Here is an 18,367-nt window from a genome sequence, read left to right on the forward strand (position 1 = left end):
GCACAGAATAATCCGCAAAGAGAGGGCCAGCGTGGAAGGGCAAGTGAGTGGGCGTTGAGTTCCGGCGAGGCTGGGGATGGCTGGTCCTGGCGGCGCTGACTATTTCGACCGTCGGCGACGAAATCACGCTGCTGACGCTGATGTTCCGTACCGCCGAGAACGCTCCCGCCTACGCGGTGCCAGTGCTGCTGATCGCAGAGTTGCTTCCCGGCCTTATCGCCGCGCCCTATGTAGGCCAGTTGATCGACCGCCGGGACGCGGCTCGTATTTTGGCCATCGCATCGGCGCTGCAAGCGGGCGTGATTGCGCTCATAGCCCACTACCCCATGTTCACGCTCGGAGGTGCCGTGCTGCTGAGCGTCCTGTTCACGGCCAGTAGCGCGGCGACATTCGCGCTGATACCAGTGTTGGCGAGCGGATTGGGAACGACGCTCGCGCGCGCCAATTCCCTTCTCGAATTGGCGCGCAGTCTTGGAATGCTCGCTGGCCCTGTCGCGGGTGGCGTGCTTGTGGGCTGGATCGGATCGCGCAACGCGCTTTTCGCCGATGCCCTCAGTTTTGCCCTTCTTGCGCTCGTCGTGCTGGCGAGCGGCTTGCGGCGCAAACCGCACCGGGGCGACCAGGAGGAGCAAACCCTGTTTGCGGACTATCTGCCGCTGCTCCGCAATCGGCGCTTGATGGTGGTGACAGGCGCACTCAGCTTTGAAGTGTTCGCGACCGCCATTGCTGACGTTGCATTCGTGTTCCTCGTCATGGTGACAATGGGCAGCGGGCCAACCGCCTTCGGTGTGTTAACAGCGCTATGGGCGGGCGGGATGCTGATCGGCGCTGCGCTGGCCCAGCGCGCCATGGGCCATAGGATCGGCCAAACTGCGTTCGGCACGGCCGCTGTCATGGGCGCGACGATGCTGTTGATCGGCCTTGCACCGATCGGATTTGCGATCGTGGCTGTCGCCTTCATCCTGGGCGGCGGCGCGAACAGCATTCACAATGTCGCGGTCCGCACCCTGCTCCAATCGGAATGCCCGCCCGCCGATCATGGAAAGGTCGCCGCTATCTACGGCGCGGTGACGCGAACCTCCGTAATCGGGGGGTATATCGCCGGAGGCTTATTCGTGCCGGACAATGCGCCAACGGCCTACCTCGTCGGCGGCCTATTAGGCGTCGGCGCGGGTCTAATCGGGTGGCGGATGTTCAATGGCCGATGGCGCGCAGCACCCGTCAAAGCATCGACGCGCTGGGACTGACCTGTTTTCCGCGCAGCGGTTCGCGCAGCGGCATGTTATTACCATCAGTGACGGGCACTGAACCTACGCCGAATGGGCGACGAACGCGGTACCCGAAGAGCATCGCGCCGATTGGCTCCGGCTAGAGATCGGGTTGGCAATACAGCAGGCGCTGCGCCACGGCCGCTCGGGACTGGGAAATGATGCCGATAGTGGCGTAGAGGCGTTCCACCGATACGCCCCATTGCCGACATCGGGGTCGGCAGCAACGAGCCGAAAATCTTGCCTTTGAGAAGATGGGCGCCTCTATTGAGAGGCCATATTCACTAGTGGGATCAAAGCTGGGGCATGCGCAGATCATTTTACGTCTCACTGGCCTTTACGGCCATCACTTTGATCTCCGGAACGGCAAATGCGGCCCCCCTGACGATAGACGATGTCCTTCGCACGGTAGCTATGGAGCAGGTCGCCCCCTCTCCCGATGGAGAGGACCTTGCTGTCGTTGTGCAACGGCCAGCCGGAGAGGGGGAAGTGGCCGGTCGCACCTTTTATGAAGTTGATCCGTCCCGCGCCGATGTCTGGCTTGTTCGGCGGGATGGATCTGACCGTCGGAACCTCACTGATGGGCATGCGGCAGCGGCCGGAAACTGGTGCGCGCAGTGGAGTCCGGACAGTAAAAGGATCGCCTTTCTATCGACCCGCCCCGAAGGAGCCGAGCCACATGGCGGGGATGCCGTTCGCCTATACATGTGGAGCCGCGCTACAGACGGGATCCGGCGCATTTCGCAGCAGCCCATGATGACCATGACGCGTTACGGCTCTCCGCTTAATGCGCTGGACTTGCGTGGAGGAGCAGACGCGAAGCGCCAGTCGCTGGGATGTACACCCTCGGAGGGGGCAGGCGAACGCGCACCATTTCTCTGGCTCGACGAACACAGGTTGCTCGTCCTGCAGATGCCTGCCGGGCAGAATTCATCACTACTCACCCAGAACACGCGCCCACTGCAGTTTGCCGGTGAGATCGCCCAAACGCTGCGGGATGGAATGACAAGCACCGTCGACGTCGCTGACAGCGGGAGGGAAAATCTCTCTAAGACACGAGAACAGTATCAGGTGGAAATCTCCCTGATTGATGTAGCGAGTGGCGAACGGCAGATTCTCGCTAGCGTCCCGGCCTTTCCTTTTCGTGGAATGCTCTCCCTAGTAGTTTCCCCGGACCGCAAGACAGCGGCTGTCCTGGCCCCTGCTGACGTGATCCCGCCTCAGGAGGTCGGGCCGAAACCTCTTAACAATGATGAAACCGCATCGGATAAGCGACTCATCCTCATCGACCTCACCGCCAAGTCTCCGCCGCGCCGGGTCACGGTGCCGGAAGAGGCACGCTATCCACTGGACCTGCTGGACTGGTCTCCTGACAGTACCGCGTTGCTTTTGCGCGCGCGGGCGTCCGGCAGTACCCGCGATGTGCATGTGTTTCGTCTCGATGCAAGTTCCGGGAAAGTCTCTTCCGTCGCCCCAAACTTTGTCGATCGGGCTTGGGACGCCGGTCCGGTTGACCACGAGCTCTCTGCCCGATGGCTCAAAAACAGCTCCTTGCTCATACGCGGACGGCAGATTTCAGCCAGCGAGGGAACCGAAACTTGGTGGTATCTGTCGGCAGGGAGCAAACCGCGTCCAGCCTCTCCCCCGACCAAGTCGAAGCGTCTTGAATTGCCCTCAAGCGCACAGCTTCTCGCTCAGGACAGGTACGGTTCAATATGGCGGGAACTGACTGATCGGGGGATGGTGCTACAAGGAAGACCGGCCGGCACCGGTCGGACGCTGGAGCTTTTCCGGGTCAACCACCATCTGGCCTCAGTCGACTGGGGGACAATTTCCACGATTGATTATGTCAGTGAAGGCGGCGCACCGCTGAAGGCCCTGGTGATCCATCCGCCCGGACATCGTCACGGTCAAAGCCACCCAGTCTTGGTATGGGTTTATCCGGGCACCATGATCCGGGGCAAGCAGGACTATTGGGACGACCGCCTTTTGCCTGGGATCTACAACCTCCAACTTTATGCGGCGAAAGGGTATACGGTCCTCGTCCCATCGATGCCGCGCGCACAGGAGCTATCCGGTGGCCCCTACCTCCATATGAAAGAAGGGGTGCTGCCAGCTGTGGACAAACTCATCGAACTGGAAGGGAGCGACCCGCGACGTGTCGGGCTCTTTGGGCAGAGTTTCGGCGGCTACGCCACCTACTCGCTTGTCACCCAAACCGACCGCTTCGCGGCAGCCGCCGCTATCGATGGGATCGCGGACATGCACACGACGTACGGAGCGTTTGATCGCAGCGGCGACGGTTGGCCAGGCATTGCTCAGGACAAGGGAGTTAATCCCACGATCGTGACGACTGCCATGCGCATGCCAGAACAGGCCTATCGTGATCCACGGATTTACGCGGCCAATTCGCCCATCATGTACACTTCAACGATCCATACCCCGCTGCTCATGGCGCACGGCACATTCGACATACGGGGAAGCGTTGCCGAAGCCGAGGCGATGTTCACATTGCTTGATCAGCAAGGAAAGCCGGCGCGCCTGCTGCGCTACCACGGAGAGAACCATTCCATTGCGCTCTCCCCAGCAAATGTGCGCAATCTCTACGATGAGCTAATCACCTGGTTTGATCGCTATTTGAAAGATCAGCACTGACAAAGTATGCGGCCCGTGGTCGATGGCGGCTTTGTCGTCCGCCAGCTCGACGCTCGTAGCGCGCATAGACGCATGCATTACGATCCTGTTCGCCGTTGACATCTTGTCGTCGCGGACGAGAGTATCGAGGCGTGGGGCGTGGTCCGCGCCTGCGCTAAATGGGACCGCTTTTCCAACCTTGCCAGACGACCTGCGGGCGGCAATGCTCCTAATCGGAAGCGAACCGAGCGGGATCGATCGTAGCTGGTTAATCACTCAGCCATACGCGATGCTTCAAAGCGGATGCTGACGGAAACGCCTGATTGTCATGCATGGGTGTAATGACGATGACGTAGGAAAGGATTGGTAGGTCAGTCTGACTCCGGTTAGCGATCCAGTAAGACCAAAGTGCTACTCAAGAATCATGTTTAAAACGCTGATCTGCTTCACCACCATCCTAACATCCGTCATTGGCGCTAATGCTACTGCTCAACCGGTCCAAAGGCTTAGAAGTCCGTTTGTGCTTTCTTCCAAAACCGCAAACGGCGCATTGGCTACATTTGTCACTGAGCGCACAGCAGCGGTCACGTGGGACATCCTGGCGGTAAGACATATCAAGGATGTCTCGTCTATTACCGTGAAGCGCACCTACATCAAAAGCGATATATTCATTGAACAAAATTTTGGCGTTGCTGAAATTAAATGTAAGAAAAAAATGGCCAGATGGGTCTCATGGGGCACGAATGAGAAAGTAATAGCTGAATACGATAACGACGCGCAGTTCTCACCTTACGATGATTTCAGCATGGATTATCCATATTTTGATTACGCATGTTCTCGTAGAAAATAAATGTCATAAGTGGCCATGCGGCGAGCGCGACTGCCCTGTGGTAAATCACACGGTGAGCGGCATGGCGGCAAAAGCCTGCTTGTCTGTCACCGCATCGGTTGATGGATTGGATGGGCGGATAGGCCATGGCATGCCAACGTCGATAGCTGGGCATGTGCGAGTACTTTAGGGAAGGACGTATTCCTCTAACTCCAACGCACGGCGGCGAGTGAGGTCGAGTTGGCAATACGCGCTCAAAATGACGTGTATGCTGCCTTGTTCAAGATTGTAGAATTCGCATGTTTCATCGCGGTATTTAACCCAAGCTGCCTGCGCCTTCTTCAGCGCATTACGTTGTTCCCCTTGGGCATGTTCGAATGCGACCGGGTATGCTGCGCGCATTCTTTTATCCCAGAGACTGGCGTGATCGGAATAGCAAGAGGACAGCGCCACTGTGCCATCCTTGTCGTTGCAGCCCTCTTTCAAGTCATCGGGCAAACCGGAGAGAGAAACTTGGAGAGCCAAAATCATTGCGAGTGACATCATTGGCTCCTCATACGTGCATCAAACTGATGGCAGCTTTCCAATAGGCGTGTCGAGGATTTTAGCGTCCGGCATTGGTCGGTGGGCGACCGGCAGCTTTTCACGCTGTCGAAAATCACATCGATTTCAGTCAAAATGCGCGCATTTCTGCGGTGGTCTCGTAAATCACGGTGCGGCGAAGGCCGGTAAGCGCTGGAAGTGTCCGAAAATCACCGCCGGATTGGCGATGTGCCCGACAACCGCACCTTGAGGGTTTCCCGTCAGGTTGAAGATGGCTTGCCGAATTTTGCCTCACGCTCACCTTCCAGCCGCTCGACTTCGCGTTCCACGATTTCGCGTATGAACTTGGCGCGCCGATTGGGGCCGATCAGATCGTCAATTCGCTCCGCCAAGCCATCAGGCAGGCGAACGACAGTCGTTTTAACTCCAAGCGGCGGTCTTCCCATGGAAGTCTCGTAACCGGCCATGACGCCCTTTCAATCGCAAGTTCATTAAGGGATATCGGTTATTGAAAAATAGCTGCCAATGGCCGTATAAGCGATATCGGATAGTTCTTTGGCTGCGCGAGGCAGTTTGAAGGGCACAGCCGATGGAGGCGTGGCAATGGCGAAGCTCGAAAATCGTTCCAGCGAATCGAATAGCGGCACATCGCGACGCGCCCTGCTGCATGGGCTGGCGATAGCTCCTGTCACCGCATCGGCCATCACCTCGCCCTGGGCGAATGCGCTGGCGTCGCTTTACCAACGCTATGACGACGAACCGGCGACGATTTCGCGCACCAAAGAGGGGCGAAGCATCAGCCGCTTCCGCTATCACAACGCGGAACGGCGCTGGTCGCTGACAGACATCGTTCCTTTCCACGAAAGCCGATTTTCCAACCCGGCCCTGCATTTCGCGGGTTTCGTCTGTCAGCAGGCGCTATGCGCCTATCTGCTTGACGTAGGCTTTGCCGATGAATGGAACGCCCGTCACATAAAGCAGGATATCGCCAAGGCGCTGGCCTACGCCAATGCGTGCGGCTTTGGCTATGACTGCCCTGACATGGCGCGGCTCGCGGCGGTTCTCTCACCCTATTGGAAGTGGGGCTATCACTATGATGATTGGGAGGAAGACCGGCCCCGCACGGGCGGCTTCGTCCCCGCCACGATCACACCGCTTGTCCGCGCCTTGCTGGACCGCGTGCATGACGTGACCGGCCACCCGCGCCCGAGGGGATGTCAGCGCCGATCGAACGAGGCGCGGTCATGATGCTGCGCACCGACGGCGAACATCTGCCCGCACCGGTCCGGACGGAGCTTCTTCGCGTCGCTACGATCCTGTTCGCGGCATTCGAGGAAACGACCAAGGGCCGATGCTCTGAACATTTCCGAGCGGGCCGCGTCCTCGCGCTGGTCCTCCACGGCTCCCATGCCGGGACGGATTGGGGCGCGGTCGCGCCGGGAGAAGCGTTCCGCTTGCTGGCGATCGTCAACTATACTCGGCTGGCGCGCAGCGAACGAGACTGGCGGCTGGTGCGCGACAGATTGGGGCGCGCATGGGAGTTTGGCGAGATCACCCACCCGGTGCGGCTCACTGTCGAAAGTCTGGAGCGGTTCAATGGCGCGCTTGCGGATGGCGTCCCGCATTTCGTCAGCATCGCCGCGCAGGGCATCGCGCTGTATCAGTCGGAGGGTTTGCGCCTTCAACCGCCACGCAGCATGTCCGGCCCGGATCGCTGCGCCCTCGGGCTGAAAGAATATGCCCATTGGCATACGCGCGCCAGCGACTTCCTGACCGGCGCTGCTTTCTACGAACGGCAGGATAATGCGCCGATGGCCGCGCTGCTGCTGCATCAGGCGTGCGAGCATCTCTATCAGTGTGTGCTGTGGTCGCTGACCCTGCATGGGCCGCGCACCCACGCGCTGGACGAATTGCGCGAAAGCGCGGAAGCGCTGGACATTCGATTGCGCGAGGCATGGCCGCGTGAAACGCCGTTCGAGCGCCGCGCCTTCGGCTGCATCCGCCGTGCCTATATCGAAGTGCGCTATGGGCGCCGCTACCGGATCAGCCGTGAAGAACTGGCATGGGCGATGGAACGCACCGCGATCCTGCACGCGATGGTAGTTGTACAGTGCAGCACAGGGCTGAACGGCCCCGCTCCCACGAGTGAGGAGATGTGCCATGCGTAAGCGGAAAGCCGATGCGACAACACGCGCCGCCTATAGGCGAGCGGTGGACAGTCTGCCACCGCTGTTGCGGACCGTGTTCCTGCTGCACCGTGTGGACGAGCTTGGCTATAACGAGATCGGCAGACGGCTCACGATCCCTATCACGGCGGTGCAAGCATGTTTGAGCGAGGCCTTGCTGGCGATCGATGCGGCGCTTGACGGAAGGCCGCACAGCCCCCGACAGCGCGAGCCTATCATCGGCGCGGAACAAAGATTGCGCAAGCGGCATCGCCGCTATTGCGCGCGGCGGCTGCGCCATGTCGGCATAATCCTGCCGATCCCCTGGGACGACAGCGCCGATGATGACGTGACCGTCCTGCGATCGCTCGTGAACGCCTTGCCTGACAGAGCGTTCGAGACGGGCTTTCTGACGCTGGTCGATAATCGCGACATCGACGAGATCGCGCGGCGCAAGGGGCTGTCCAGATGGGACATGATGCGCCGGGTGTTGCTTGCCAGCGCGCGTCTTGCATGGCGTCCGATGACCTTCGGGGAATGGTTGGCGGAAGTGGTCAGGCGGAGAGCGCGATGACCGCGCAACCGGCAAACCCGCCAGACGCCGACCGGCGCGTGGACCAAATTTACCGGGCGCATTTCCGTACCATCTGGCGATATGTGCGGGGATTGACGCGCAATCTCGATCTGGCGTCCGAACTGGCGCAGGAGAGCTTTGTGCGGTTCGCCCGACTGGGAAACATCAGCGAGGTCGACAGCCCCGAAGCCTATCTCAAGGTCATCGCAAGGAACCTCGTGCGCGACCATGCGGACAGCGCCCCGCAGCGATCCGTCCGGTTACAGGTTCCGCTCGATCAAGGAAGCAATGCGCGCAAGGAAGCCGACCAGCACAGAGTCCTCGAAGATCGCGAGTTACTAGCGTTGTGCATAGCGTCGTTGGACGAACTTCCATCGGACACCCGCCGCATCTTTCTGCTCTCGCGGCTGGATGGCTTCACCTACACTGAAATCGCGGCCCAAATGAATGCGCCGCTATGGATTGTCCAACGGCACATGATAAGAGCCAGGCGCCATATCGAAAGGTTCCGGCAAGAGCATTCAGTCTGAACTTCCCGGACGGGTGCTGCGCTTTACGACAGCCCTACCGGGCGACGCGTCGTCATCAAAAATTGCTGCCCAATCAGCATCGGCGCGATAACGTTCGAGTTGCGCTTCTGACAGCCACACACGGGGATACTCCATCGGGCCATCGCCTTCCCTTGCCGCCCCGTGGTCTTTGCCCCCGCTTTGCGGCGGCACTACCCAGCCGAACCGCCGTCGCCGAAGCGCCCGCAATTTCGGCCTGAAATCATTTAAAACCGATGGTGGGAGCAGCGGGGCGCCGAAGTTATCGTCTATCCATTCCAGCACCAGAAGTGCGCCGTCGCACGTGCGCAGATCGGCGACACCGACAAGGAGCAAGGCTTCGGCGAGATCGTCCAGCAGCAATCCCAGCCGAAGAGCAGGCTGACGTGCAATCAGCTTCTGCAACAGATCATACCGGGCCTTGCCCTGTCCGAGCGTCGAGAACTTCGCCCAGAGATTTTCCTCGCCTTTGGTCAGGCCTGCCAGAGCGTAAAGATCATAGGTGTCCTTGCTGACCGCGAAATCCCGCCGCACAGCGTTGCGATGGACGCGCACGGCATCGTTACGCAGCACCATCGGAAAGGCGGGATCGATCAGCACGGACATTACAAAAACGGGGTCAAAGCGAAGCGAACGGATCGCGTCTGATCGCCGCTCGCGACGGATAGCTCCACGCTTTTACCCGGAGGCCCCGTTATACTCGCGATCGCCGACCGGAAATCGAGACCGGCAATCCGATCCCCGACCTGAATACCGGCCGCCGAGGCAGGACTGCCGGTCCCGACGACCGCAACACGGATTTCATTCCCTTTGTTTTCCAGCCATAGACCCGACATTCCATAACGCTCCAGCAATGGTGCGGCATCGGAATGGCGCTGCAACCAAAGGGAACGTGTCCTGACTTCCGTCGATAGGTTGAAGCCGCGAAGCATCGACAGACCGACGATGCCGTCATGACCCCGCGCGCCGTCCGAGGGGCCTCGCAGCAGGACCAGCGGTCGATCGAAACGCTGACCGGCAAATAGGGCGTTATCGGCCCGCACGATTCTGCCGATCCCGCCACTGCCACCAATCCCGCTTGTCGCCTGCGGGGTGAAGGGCCGCGCATCATCCCATAACCCCAGGCGGCGCGCATTGTCGTAGCTGATCGAGATGGCACCTGGCGCGCCTGTATCGAGCAGACAATCGAGGACCATGCCGTTGACTTGTATATCGCCGTACAAGCGGGGCGAAGCAGCGTTGCGGCCTAGTATACTGTCGCTGCGAATTGCGCGTTCCAGTTTCACAAAGCCAACACGTTCGGGACGACCATCCGGATAGGCTCGCCATTCGCCTGCTTCGATATCGAGATCGCTATCGACGGTCGTGAGAATGCCAGCGGCCAAAGAGCCGCGCACACGAGGACCGAAACCTCCGTCTATGGCCGAAAGAGACACGACGGGCTGGCGCGCTCCGCCGCCGAATATGACGTCCCGTGCGGTGTAGCTGCCAAGCACGGCTTGCCCACCGACGCCGCGCGTCCTGACCGAACCCGTCGATTGGAGCTTCAACTCGCGAGCGAGCTTCGCATCGATCAGGCTACCGGCCCCGCCTGTGTCCAGCAGAAACAGATACGGCCCGTTGCCCGCAATCGTCACCGGCGTCACCACGCGACCATCCAGAAGAGCGATCTTGCTGACGATCACACGCCCTTCCTGAGCGAGAACGGGCCTTGCCAGCCCCGCGATCAGGGTGAACGCAAATCCGCTCAAAACATCACGCCTTTGCATGGCGGTCCGGTTCCCTTCCGTGCGAAATATCGGGCGTACGCCAGTGATCGATTGCGCCATGCGAGAAGATTTCGATCTGAGACCCAAGTCAACCCTGCTGAAGCAAAAGACTGGCCCTATTGGCGGCGGTCTTCGTGAGATCGACTTGCGATATGGTTCTGCTGCTCCGCTTCGGCCTCGAACGCACGTTTGCCGCTACGCTTCCACAAGGCAAGCACCTGATCGCGATCCTCGCACTCCAGCTTCCTCGCTATCGCAATGAACGCCCCGTAAAGCGTCGTGCGATCATCGTCGGTGAGATCGACGAGGCCAGCCTTCACAACAAGGCCGCCCAGTTCGATCAATTGCTTCGTGCGCGCCCTGCGCTCGACCATCCATTCGCGCATGTCAGTTCTCGCCTTTCGGGCCTCAACGCGGTGCCGCGCCGCCGTCGAGCGGTAGAGTGCCTTCCGGCCGTTGGTCAGATCGCGACGCAGCCTGACGTGTCTTGCCCTGAAAGAAGGCCGCGCCCGCCTTGCGCCAGCCCTCCTTTGTGGCAGCATCCTTGCTGGCGACGGCACCGAGTAGCGCCCCGGCCAATAGATCGGCGTCGAGCGCATCGGCCCCGGTTGCCGTGACCAGTTCGCCAAGCTGGCGCACGCGCCGTTCCTTGATCGCCTTCGTCTTGTCGGCAAGGGCTTTCAGTTCCGAATCGAAGTCCTTGGGCTTGCGCATCGCAAAGTCTCCATTGAGTGATGATGCGCCTATGATAGAAGAAGGCAGGCGGTGACGCAGTAGAGTCGCTGAGACGGGATGACACCGCCTAGTCCCTGCTCGGAATTTATTCGAGGAGGGCGCGCTTATACGTCGTGCCGACGTGCGCTTAGTGGCGTAGATGGATTGCCGTTATGGCAATCTATCACTTCTCGGTTCAGGTCATCGGTCGCGCCAGCGGGCGCAGCGCCGTTGCAGCCGCCGCCTATCGGGCAGGCGAGCGGCTGCACGACGAGCGGCTGGACCGAGACCATGATTTCCGCGCCAAGTCCGGCGTCGAGCATAGCGAAATCATGCTGCCCGAAGGTGCGCCGGAACGCTTCTCGGATCGCGCCACACTTTGGAACGAGGTCGAGGCGACCGAGAAGCGCAAGGATGCGCAGCTTGCCCGCGAGGTGGAGTTTTCCATTCCACGCGAGATGAACCGGCAACAGGGCATCGAGCTTGCCCGCGATTTCGTCGGTCAGGAGTTCGTCGCGCGCGGCATGATTGCCGACCTGAATGTGCATTGGGACCCTTCGACTTCGCTCAGGGGAGCCATTGGCGCGGACGACCAGCCCAAGCCTCACGCCCATGTCATGCTCACCATGCGCGAGGTGGGCAAAGATGGTTTCGGCGCGAAGGAACGCGACTGGAACAGGACCGAGCTTGTCGAACAATGGCGCGAGCGGTGGGCGGATCACGTCAACGCGCGCCTCGCCGAACTGGATATTGATGCCCGCATAGATCACCGCTCGCTGGAAGCGCAGGGCATCGAGCTTGAGCCGCAAGACAAGATCGGCCCCGCCGCACAGCGCATGGGCGAGCGCGGGCTTGAATCCGAGCGGATCGAGGATCACCGCGAGACAGCGCAGCGTAACGGCGAACGCATCATTGCCGACCCGCGCGTGGCGCTGGACGCGATCACGCACCAGCAGGCGACATTCACGACGCGCGACCTCGCCATGTTCGTGCATCGGCACAGCGACGGCAAGGAGCAATATGACCGGGCGATGAGCGCCGTTCGCGCGTCGCCGGAACTTGTCGCCTTGGGCAAGGATGGGCGCGGCGATGATCGGTTCACCAGCCGCGAAATGATCGAAACCGAGCAGCGTTTGCAGCGCGCCAGCGAGTTGATGGCCGAGCGCGAGCGGCATCGCGTGGACGAGAAGGACCGCACTGCCGTATTGGCCAGCGCGGAAGGGCGCGGGTTGGTGTTGGCGGGCGAGCAGCGCGCGGCGTTCGATCATGTGACAGGGGAACGCGGGTTGAGCGTGGTCGTCGGCTACGCAGGCACCGGCAAGAGCGCGATGCTTGGCGTTGCGCGGGAGGCGTGGGAGCGCGCGGGGTTCGAGGTGCGGGGCGCGGCGCTTTCCGGCATCGCCGCCGAAGGGCTGGAAAACGGTTCCGGCATTGCCTCGCGCACCATCGCCAGCATGGAACATGGCTGGTCGCAGGGCCGCGACTTACTCACCGCCCGCGACGTGCTGGTGATCGACGAGGCGGGCATGGTCGGCACGCGCCAGATGGAGCGCGTTTTGTCCCATGCCGCCGACGCCGGCGCAAAGATCGTGCTGGTAGGCGACCCGCAGCAATTGCAGGCCATCGAGGCGGGCGCAGCCTTCCGGGCAATCAACGAGCGGCATGGCGGCGTCGAGATTACAGAGGTGCGCCGCCAGCACGAGGAATGGCAGCGCGACGCCACCCGTCAGCTTGCTACCGGCAGGACCGGCGAGGCGATCCGGGCCTATGCCGATCATGGCATGGTCCATGCCGCCGAGACGCGCGAGCAGGCGCGCGGCGAGCTTGTCGAGCGTTGGGACAGCGAACGCATTGCCGCGCCCGATCAAACCCGGATCATCCTCACGCACACCAATGACGAGGTGCGCGAGTTGAACGAAGCCGCCCGCGACCGGATGCGCGTGGCGGGGCAGCTTGGCGACGATGTGCGCATGAAAACCGAGCGCGGCGACCGTGCCTTTGCCATCGGCGACCGCCTGATGTTCCTCAAGAACGAGCGCAGCCTTGAAGTCAAGAACGGCACGCTTGGCACCGTCGAACAGGTGAACCAGCAGAGCATGACCGTCCGCACCGATGACGGGCGCAGCGTCGCGTTCGACATGAAAGATTATGCCCATGTGGATCATGGTTACGCGGCCACGATCCACAAGGCGCAGGGCATGACGGTTGACCGGGCGCATATGCTGGCAACACCGGGCATGGACCGTCACGGCGCTTATGTCGGCATGTCCCGCCATCGGGACGGCTTGGCTGTTCATTACGGCCGCGACGACTTCAAGGACGAGTCCCGCCTTGTCCGCATCCTGTCCCGCGAGCGGACCAAAGACATGGCGGGCGACTATGACCGCCGCGACCCGGCCCAGCGCGATCCGACGCAAGAGTTCGCGGAGCGGCGCGGCATCGGCGTTGGCGAGCGCATCGCGGAAATGGCCCGCGCAGGCGCGGAGAAGGCCCGCGGAATCTTCGACGGGTTGCGCCTGTCCCTGTCCGGCCAGCAACGCGAGCCATCGGCCGCGCCCGAACCCCGGCGCGGCATGTTCGACGGCCTCGACCTTGGCCGTTTCGTGTCCCAGCCCGATCCGGCCCGCCAGCAGCAGCACGACCGCAACCCGCAGCCGCTCCGGGCAAGCGGCCTGCGCGGCGCGGTCGAGCGCTACGCCAGAGCGGTTGATGCAATCCGGCAGACCCGCGCGCAGGGCATTGACGCCATGCCCCACCAGCGCGAGGCGCTGGACAAGGCGCGGGACGCCCTGGACGCGATCCGGCCCCAAGGTTCCACCGATTTGGACAGCGCGTTTCGGGGCGGCCCTGAACTGATCCGCGAGGCGGCGGAAGGTCTCAGCCAGGCCGCCATGCGGGCGATGCAACTGGAAGCGGAAATCCGCATCGACCCGTTCCAACGTGCCGACCGCTTCATAGAGGGCTGGCAGCAATTGCAGCGTGCCCATGGGGAGCTGATGCGCGACGGCGATTTTCGGGGCGCGAAGACCACAGCGCAGCACATGGCCGACATGGCGAAGAGCCTTGAGCGCGACGCCCAGCTTGAATCCGTGCTGGGGCTGCGCAGCCGCGAGCTTGGCCTTGAGATCGGTCAGGACATGGGCCGCAGTATCGGCCGCGACCTCGCCGCCTCCATCCCTTTCGATCATGACCGCGACATTAGCCGCGGCATGGAACGCTAGACCAGGAGAAGACGATATGGACGACAATGACGACATGAAGCCGAACCAGCCTGGCCGCGAACCGCAGGCAGGTTCAGCGGCGGAAGCCTTCGCGCGCCTTGTGGCGCGCGTAGCGGAGATGGAGGAGCGGCTTGAAGGGCGCATGGCGATGATGACGCGCGCCCTGGAGCATATCGCGGTCGAGAAGCAGAGCCTCGACGTTCCCGACTACAATCCGACGCTTGGCCGAATCAACGGCAATATCGCGGAGTTTGCCAAGCAGATGAAGGCGATCAAGGAGTCCGAAGCGCTCAAAATGACGCCGGAGAGCATGGCCGAGCGGATAATGGCAGCGGCGGAAGCGGCGCGCGAGGCCGACAGGATAGCCATCAGAGACGCGCGGGAGCTTCATCGCCAGGCCATCGCGGCCATGAACAGGGGCGTCGGCACGGTTCGCACCAGGGAGCAACAGCAATGGCATATTCTCTATGCCATCGGAGGAGCTATCCTCGCCGTGTCGCTCCTATGGCTGATCTATCCGGGCTGGGCGGCCAGCCTCGGCCCGCAAAACTGGCACTGGCCTGAGCGGGTTGCGCGTCGCACGATGGGCGAACCGACGCTGTGGGATGCGGGCATTCGCATGATGCGGGTCGGGAACCCGGAGGGGTGGCAGGCTATTGTTGACGCTGCCGAAATGCGGCAGGCTAACCGCGACGCCATTGCCGCGTGCGAGGAGGTGGCGGCAAAGGCTAAGGAGATGGTGCGTTGCACCGTCAGGGTCGAGACACCACAATCTTGACTGTATTGCTTGGCGTTACCCAATGAAGCCAACCGCGGTTTACGCATATTTGGGAAGGCTGCGATCTGCAACCCTTCACAGCCGCAACCGGCCATCTTGAAACCCTCAATATCTCGCTGAATTTCGTCAACAACCAGAACGAATTCGTAAGCCTCACTCGATAGGTTGACAGTGGCGCTTTCAGTCCGGGAAAATCCATTGAAAAGCCAGTCGCAGACCAGCGGGCGGCGATCCTGCTAATTTAGCAGACCTCCGAAATAAGTGTAGAGGTAGTCAGCGACAGAAACTGTAAGACACATTACAGAAACAATATCATTAACTCATTGCTGTATATTCCAGAGAAAAATCAAATGATTTCAAGCCTTTTTTCTAAGATCCAGAGCAGATCGTCCCAATGAATAGGCTATTGGATCAAAATAAATTTTAAAAATATCATAAACATGAGGCAGGCCGGTATAATTATACGCCGATCTGAATTTGATCGACTGGATTTCGATGCATCCAAATATGAGAGTATGACCCTGACATTCAGCAACCATGCCGAAATGTCATTAATACCGGAGGTGAACAGTGGAACGCAAAGAAACAAGGATTCTCGCGCGTCATCTTGCCCGGGAGTTAACAGCAGAAGAAATTTCGCTCGTATCCGGAGGTGGAGGACATGAGCATGATGGAACCTGCAATCACTACACAACTGTAGGTTGCCGTGAAAGTTTTGATGATAGCTCGGTTAAGATTCCTTAAGTGAAGATAACCATAGTTTCATTCAAAAATGATCCCCACGCCTTAGCCGTGGCGTGGGGATTAAGAACAATCGGATACAATCCTCAGATATTATATTTCACGGCCCTAGCTGATCATCACAAAATCACCCTAAGGCCTGGGTTTGATGGTAAATCTACGATTACAGCTAGTAATCTTTCATTCCCGATCAGCGAATCTGATACAATTTGGTGGCGCCGTCCAGCGGGCGTCCATCTTCCGGGAAGCTTACATCCATCTGATAGAAAAATTGCCGAACAAGAGTGGGGAATACTCCAAAAATCAATTATCTCCATTTCCGGGTATAACGATTGCTTCTGCGCTAACCCACCGGGCGAGTTTCATTCTGGATCGCTGAAGGCATTCCAATTGATCATTGCTAGGGCAGTGGGATTTGATATCCCAGAGACAATCATATCCAATGACCCATTGGAAATAAAGTCTTTTATAAAAAACAATCCGCGCACTATATTTAAAACTTCGACACCAGCAACATGGGTCCATAGCGACGGATCTCATGCTGAGTTTCTTACAGAACTCGTTGAGTGGAATGACGAATTGGCAGATAGCATTGCAGCATGTCCAGGAATATATCAGAGATATGTTGAAAAAAAATTTGAAGTTCGATCAGTTATATTTGGGGAAACAATATTTTCATTTAAAATTGATTCCCAAGAAGATAAAAATTCACTTTTAGATTGGCGAAAACGTCCGGAATACACAAGAGGAATTGTAACCCCTATAAACACTCCGGAATTTGTATCTGACCGCATCAGAGGCCTGATGAAGGAGCTTAGCCTTGTGACGGGCTCCATTGATTTTATAGTGACCCCCAACGAAGAGTGGGTCTTTCTCGAAATCAATCCTTCAGGCCAGTTTCTTTGGCTTGAATATGACTGCCCCAGCGTGCCTCTCCTTGATGCCTTTTGTAAGTTCCTAATATCGAGGTCGGATGATTTCGTATATAACAACAAGCCTCACGTGTATCTGCATGAATTTGACAAGATTGCCAATTTAGTTATGGCTGAGGAGCCGAAAATTCATGAATTCATACATTCGTCAGTTGTTCCTGAGTAAATTTGGTGTCGGTACGTTTGGTATCGGCGCCATGATTGCGGTGTGTGAGTTTGGAGAAGCTTCAGATTTGAATAAATGTAGTTCTAGATTTACCGAAGAACCATTTAACATATTTAAATGGGATTTAGACGATTCACTTTGCTATCTTCGCGATCGGATTGACCTACGGCACTATGCTGCCAAAGAGGATTCAGGTGTAGGCTTTGATATTGCCATGCGCCAGGCTGAAAACAATGCCATGGTTGGAAGATACAAAGACTCCATGGCTATATACAACTCAGATAAGCCAGCCCAAAAATTGAATATAATTAATTTCATTGATGGGGCCGAAGCGCGCGACGCTGAGACTTATATAACAGAAAAAGCAAAAGATGCTGACATTGTCCTATTTAACGAATCCCATTTCGATTCAAGTCATAGATTTTTTGTCGCAAAAATCTTAAAGAAACTTCGATCCATCGGATACACAAAAATAGCTGCTGAAGCATTTAATGCCGATAAAGTAGAATTTGAAAACTCGGTATCGCTACCGGATGTTAATGGAAAAGCCGGAAAGTATGTCCGTGACCCTGTATTTGCAAATTTGGTTCGACTGGCTAAAAAATTAAATTATAAATTAATAGCATATGAACTTACCGATGAAGAACAAGATATTGCTAGCAATTCTGGAAATTTTGTAAGATTTCGTGAGAAAAATCAAGCAAAAAAGCTGCATGATTCCATAAAAGAAATTAGAGGAAAGACCATTGTTATAGCTGGATTCGATCATATTGTTACATCAGTCCGTGATGATGGGGAAAAGATGATGGCTGGATACCTAATAGGGTATCACTACCGCCTACTTTCTATTGATCAAGTTGCAGCTAATGGTCGAATGCGTAACAATGATTGCTCTCAACGAGCAATGTGGACTAAGCCGGTGATATTTACAAAGCACGGCAGGGCTGTTACGTTTCCACCTTATGCGGGCCAAGTTAGCGCCTCTGTAGTACATCCTTGCGTTTCATTTAGCGCTAATGTTCCAAACTGGAAAGATTTTCGGATTTTTTTCGTCGGGCAGTTTCGTGAGTTTAAAGAATTTGACCATTCCAAAACCACTCTTTTGCAATCGTTTAGGAAAGGTCAAGATATAGAATCCGTTCCCATAGACCAAGTAATTTATGAGCCTGGTGAAGAAAAACCGAGAATATGGACAACGTCGGGCGGACGAGTGATTGTAAAATATTTTTCTGATCATAGAGGAATTGAATTAATTGGCTCTACAATGTAATTTATCTACTAAATCTATATTTATAGAGGTTTTCATGAGGCTATGTTTCGGAAAGACGTTTCAGACTCCTCAATAAATAAGCTTCCAGGCAACGTCGAAATATTCGTTCCGGTGTCTTGGCAATTAGTAGGATATTTTATTGTAGGGATTGTATTATCCTGTTTGATATTTCTATCATTGGCCAGCTATACTCGGGTTGAGATAGCGTCTGGTTC

18 protein-coding genes are annotated in these 18,367 nt (G+C 57.9%); 11 read left to right on the forward strand and 7 right to left on the reverse strand.

All coding sequences use genetic code 11. The annotated features are described in order from the left end of the window. The first annotated feature begins 47 nt into the window (after nt 1-47). Entirely contained in the window at nt 48-1,247 is a 1,200-nt protein-coding gene (locus BRX37_RS13725) for an MFS transporter (protein WP_010336345.1), read from the forward strand. Between the two features lie 348 nt (nt 1,248-1,595). Here BRX37_RS13725 and BRX37_RS27295 read toward each other — a convergent pair whose 3' ends face one another. Continuing rightward, nucleotides 1,596-1,856 carry a hypothetical protein gene (locus tag BRX37_RS27295; RefSeq protein WP_029547499.1) on the reverse strand — a complete coding sequence of 87 codons (261 nt, stop codon included), beginning with the start codon at nt 1,854-1,856 and terminating at the stop codon, nt 1,596-1,598. A 165-nt stretch (nt 1,857-2,021) separates the two neighbouring features. On the opposite strand from BRX37_RS27295, the gene BRX37_RS13730 reads away from it, so the two are divergent. Together BRX37_RS13730 and BRX37_RS13735 are read left to right on the forward strand one after the other, a co-directional pair. Beyond that, a complete protein-coding gene (locus BRX37_RS13730) occupies nt 2,022-3,923 on the forward strand; it encodes an alpha/beta hydrolase family protein (protein ID WP_218964264.1) in 1,902 nt (633 codons plus the stop codon). A 403-nt stretch (nt 3,924-4,326) separates the two neighbouring features. Further along, the gene (locus tag BRX37_RS13735) at nt 4,327-4,752 is read left to right on the forward strand and encodes a hypothetical protein (protein ID WP_125987615.1); all 426 of its coding nucleotides are present in this window, start codon (nt 4,327-4,329) and stop codon (nt 4,750-4,752) included. 165 nt (nt 4,753-4,917) lie between these two features. On the opposite strand, the gene BRX37_RS13740 is transcribed toward BRX37_RS13735, so the two are convergent. After that, nucleotides 4,918-5,277 carry a lysozyme inhibitor LprI family protein gene (locus BRX37_RS13740; RefSeq protein WP_010338138.1) on the reverse strand — a complete coding sequence of 120 codons (360 nt, stop codon included), beginning with the start codon at nt 5,275-5,277 and terminating at the stop codon, nt 4,918-4,920. Between the two features lie 257 nt (nt 5,278-5,534). Then, complete coding sequence (locus BRX37_RS13745; protein WP_201038986.1) at nt 5,535-5,741, reverse strand: ribbon-helix-helix domain-containing protein; 207 nt, start codon at nt 5,739-5,741, stop codon at nt 5,535-5,537. 136 nt (nt 5,742-5,877) lie between these two features. Here BRX37_RS13745 and BRX37_RS13750 point away from each other — a divergent pair, with 136 nt between their 5' ends. The 4 genes from BRX37_RS13750 to BRX37_RS13765 are packed head-to-tail and all read left to right on the forward strand — an operon-like array spanning nt 5,878 to nt 8,543. Further along, complete coding sequence (locus BRX37_RS13750) at nt 5,878-6,522, forward strand: hypothetical protein (RefSeq protein WP_010338139.1); 645 nt, start codon at nt 5,878-5,880, stop codon at nt 6,520-6,522. Beyond that, nucleotides 6,519-7,442 (forward strand): HEPN domain-containing protein, encoded by a 924-nt coding sequence (locus tag BRX37_RS13755; RefSeq protein ID WP_010338140.1) that lies wholly within the window; start codon nt 6,519-6,521, stop codon nt 7,440-7,442. The genes BRX37_RS13750 and BRX37_RS13755 overlap by 4 nt, the downstream gene beginning before the upstream one ends. Beyond that, on the forward strand, nt 7,435-8,013 hold the full coding sequence (locus BRX37_RS13760) for an RNA polymerase sigma factor (RefSeq protein WP_125987617.1): 579 nt from the start codon (nt 7,435-7,437) through the stop codon (nt 8,011-8,013). The genes BRX37_RS13755 and BRX37_RS13760 overlap by 8 nt, the downstream gene beginning before the upstream one ends. Then, entirely contained in the window at nt 8,010-8,543 is a 534-nt protein-coding gene (locus BRX37_RS13765) for an RNA polymerase sigma factor (RefSeq protein WP_010338142.1), read from the forward strand. The genes BRX37_RS13760 and BRX37_RS13765 overlap by 4 nt, the downstream gene beginning before the upstream one ends. On the opposite strand, the gene BRX37_RS13770 is transcribed toward BRX37_RS13765, so the two are convergent. Genes BRX37_RS13770 through traD form a run of 4 tightly spaced genes read right to left on the reverse strand, consistent with a single transcriptional unit; the run spans nt 8,535 to nt 11,044 of the window. After that, entirely contained in the window at nt 8,535-9,167 is a 633-nt protein-coding gene (locus tag BRX37_RS13770) for a hypothetical protein (RefSeq protein ID WP_010338143.1), read from the reverse strand. The genes BRX37_RS13765 and BRX37_RS13770 overlap by 9 nt on opposite strands. After that, nucleotides 9,167-10,390: an aspartyl protease family protein gene (locus tag BRX37_RS13775; protein ID WP_234780512.1), complete on the reverse strand. Its 1,224-nt coding sequence runs from the start codon at nt 10,388-10,390 to the stop codon at nt 9,167-9,169. The genes BRX37_RS13770 and BRX37_RS13775 overlap by 1 nt, the downstream gene beginning before the upstream one ends. A gap of 56 nt (nt 10,391-10,446) precedes the next feature. After that, nucleotides 10,447-10,716, reverse strand: coding sequence for a conjugal transfer protein TraD (locus BRX37_RS13780; protein WP_010338145.1), 270 nt, complete (start codon nt 10,714-10,716; stop codon nt 10,447-10,449). Nucleotides 10,717-10,738: 22 nt separating this feature from the next. Then, nucleotides 10,739-11,044, reverse strand: a complete 306-nt coding sequence (gene traD, locus BRX37_RS13785) for a conjugal transfer protein TraD (protein ID WP_010338147.1) — start codon at nt 11,042-11,044, stop codon at nt 10,739-10,741. Between the two features lie 173 nt (nt 11,045-11,217). Here traD and traA point away from each other — a divergent pair, with 173 nt between their 5' ends. The 4 genes from traA (at nt 11,218) to BRX37_RS13805 (ending at nt 18,152) form a co-directional block, all read left to right on the forward strand. Beyond that, nucleotides 11,218-14,265, forward strand: a complete 3,048-nt coding sequence (gene traA / locus BRX37_RS13790) for a Ti-type conjugative transfer relaxase TraA (protein ID WP_010338148.1) — start codon at nt 11,218-11,220, stop codon at nt 14,263-14,265. Between the two features lie 16 nt (nt 14,266-14,281). Beyond that, nucleotides 14,282-15,043 (forward strand): DUF6118 family protein, encoded by a 762-nt coding sequence (locus BRX37_RS13795; RefSeq protein ID WP_010338149.1) that lies wholly within the window; start codon nt 14,282-14,284, stop codon nt 15,041-15,043. 744 nt (nt 15,044-15,787) lie between these two features. Further along, the gene (locus BRX37_RS13800; RefSeq protein ID WP_125987619.1) at nt 15,788-16,882 is read left to right on the forward strand and encodes an MvdC/MvdD family ATP grasp protein; all 1,095 of its coding nucleotides are present in this window, start codon (nt 15,788-15,790) and stop codon (nt 16,880-16,882) included. Then, nucleotides 16,848-18,152: a hypothetical protein gene (locus BRX37_RS13805; RefSeq protein WP_125987621.1), complete on the forward strand. Its 1,305-nt coding sequence runs from the start codon at nt 16,848-16,850 to the stop codon at nt 18,150-18,152. The genes BRX37_RS13800 and BRX37_RS13805 overlap by 35 nt, the downstream gene beginning before the upstream one ends. Nucleotides 18,153-18,367: the final 215 nt, after the last annotated feature.

It is taken from the genome of Sphingomonas sp. S-NIH.Pt3_0716 (assembly GCF_003950715.1).
Taxonomy (GTDB): domain Bacteria; phylum Pseudomonadota; class Alphaproteobacteria; order Sphingomonadales; family Sphingomonadaceae; genus Sphingobium; species Sphingobium yanoikuyae_A.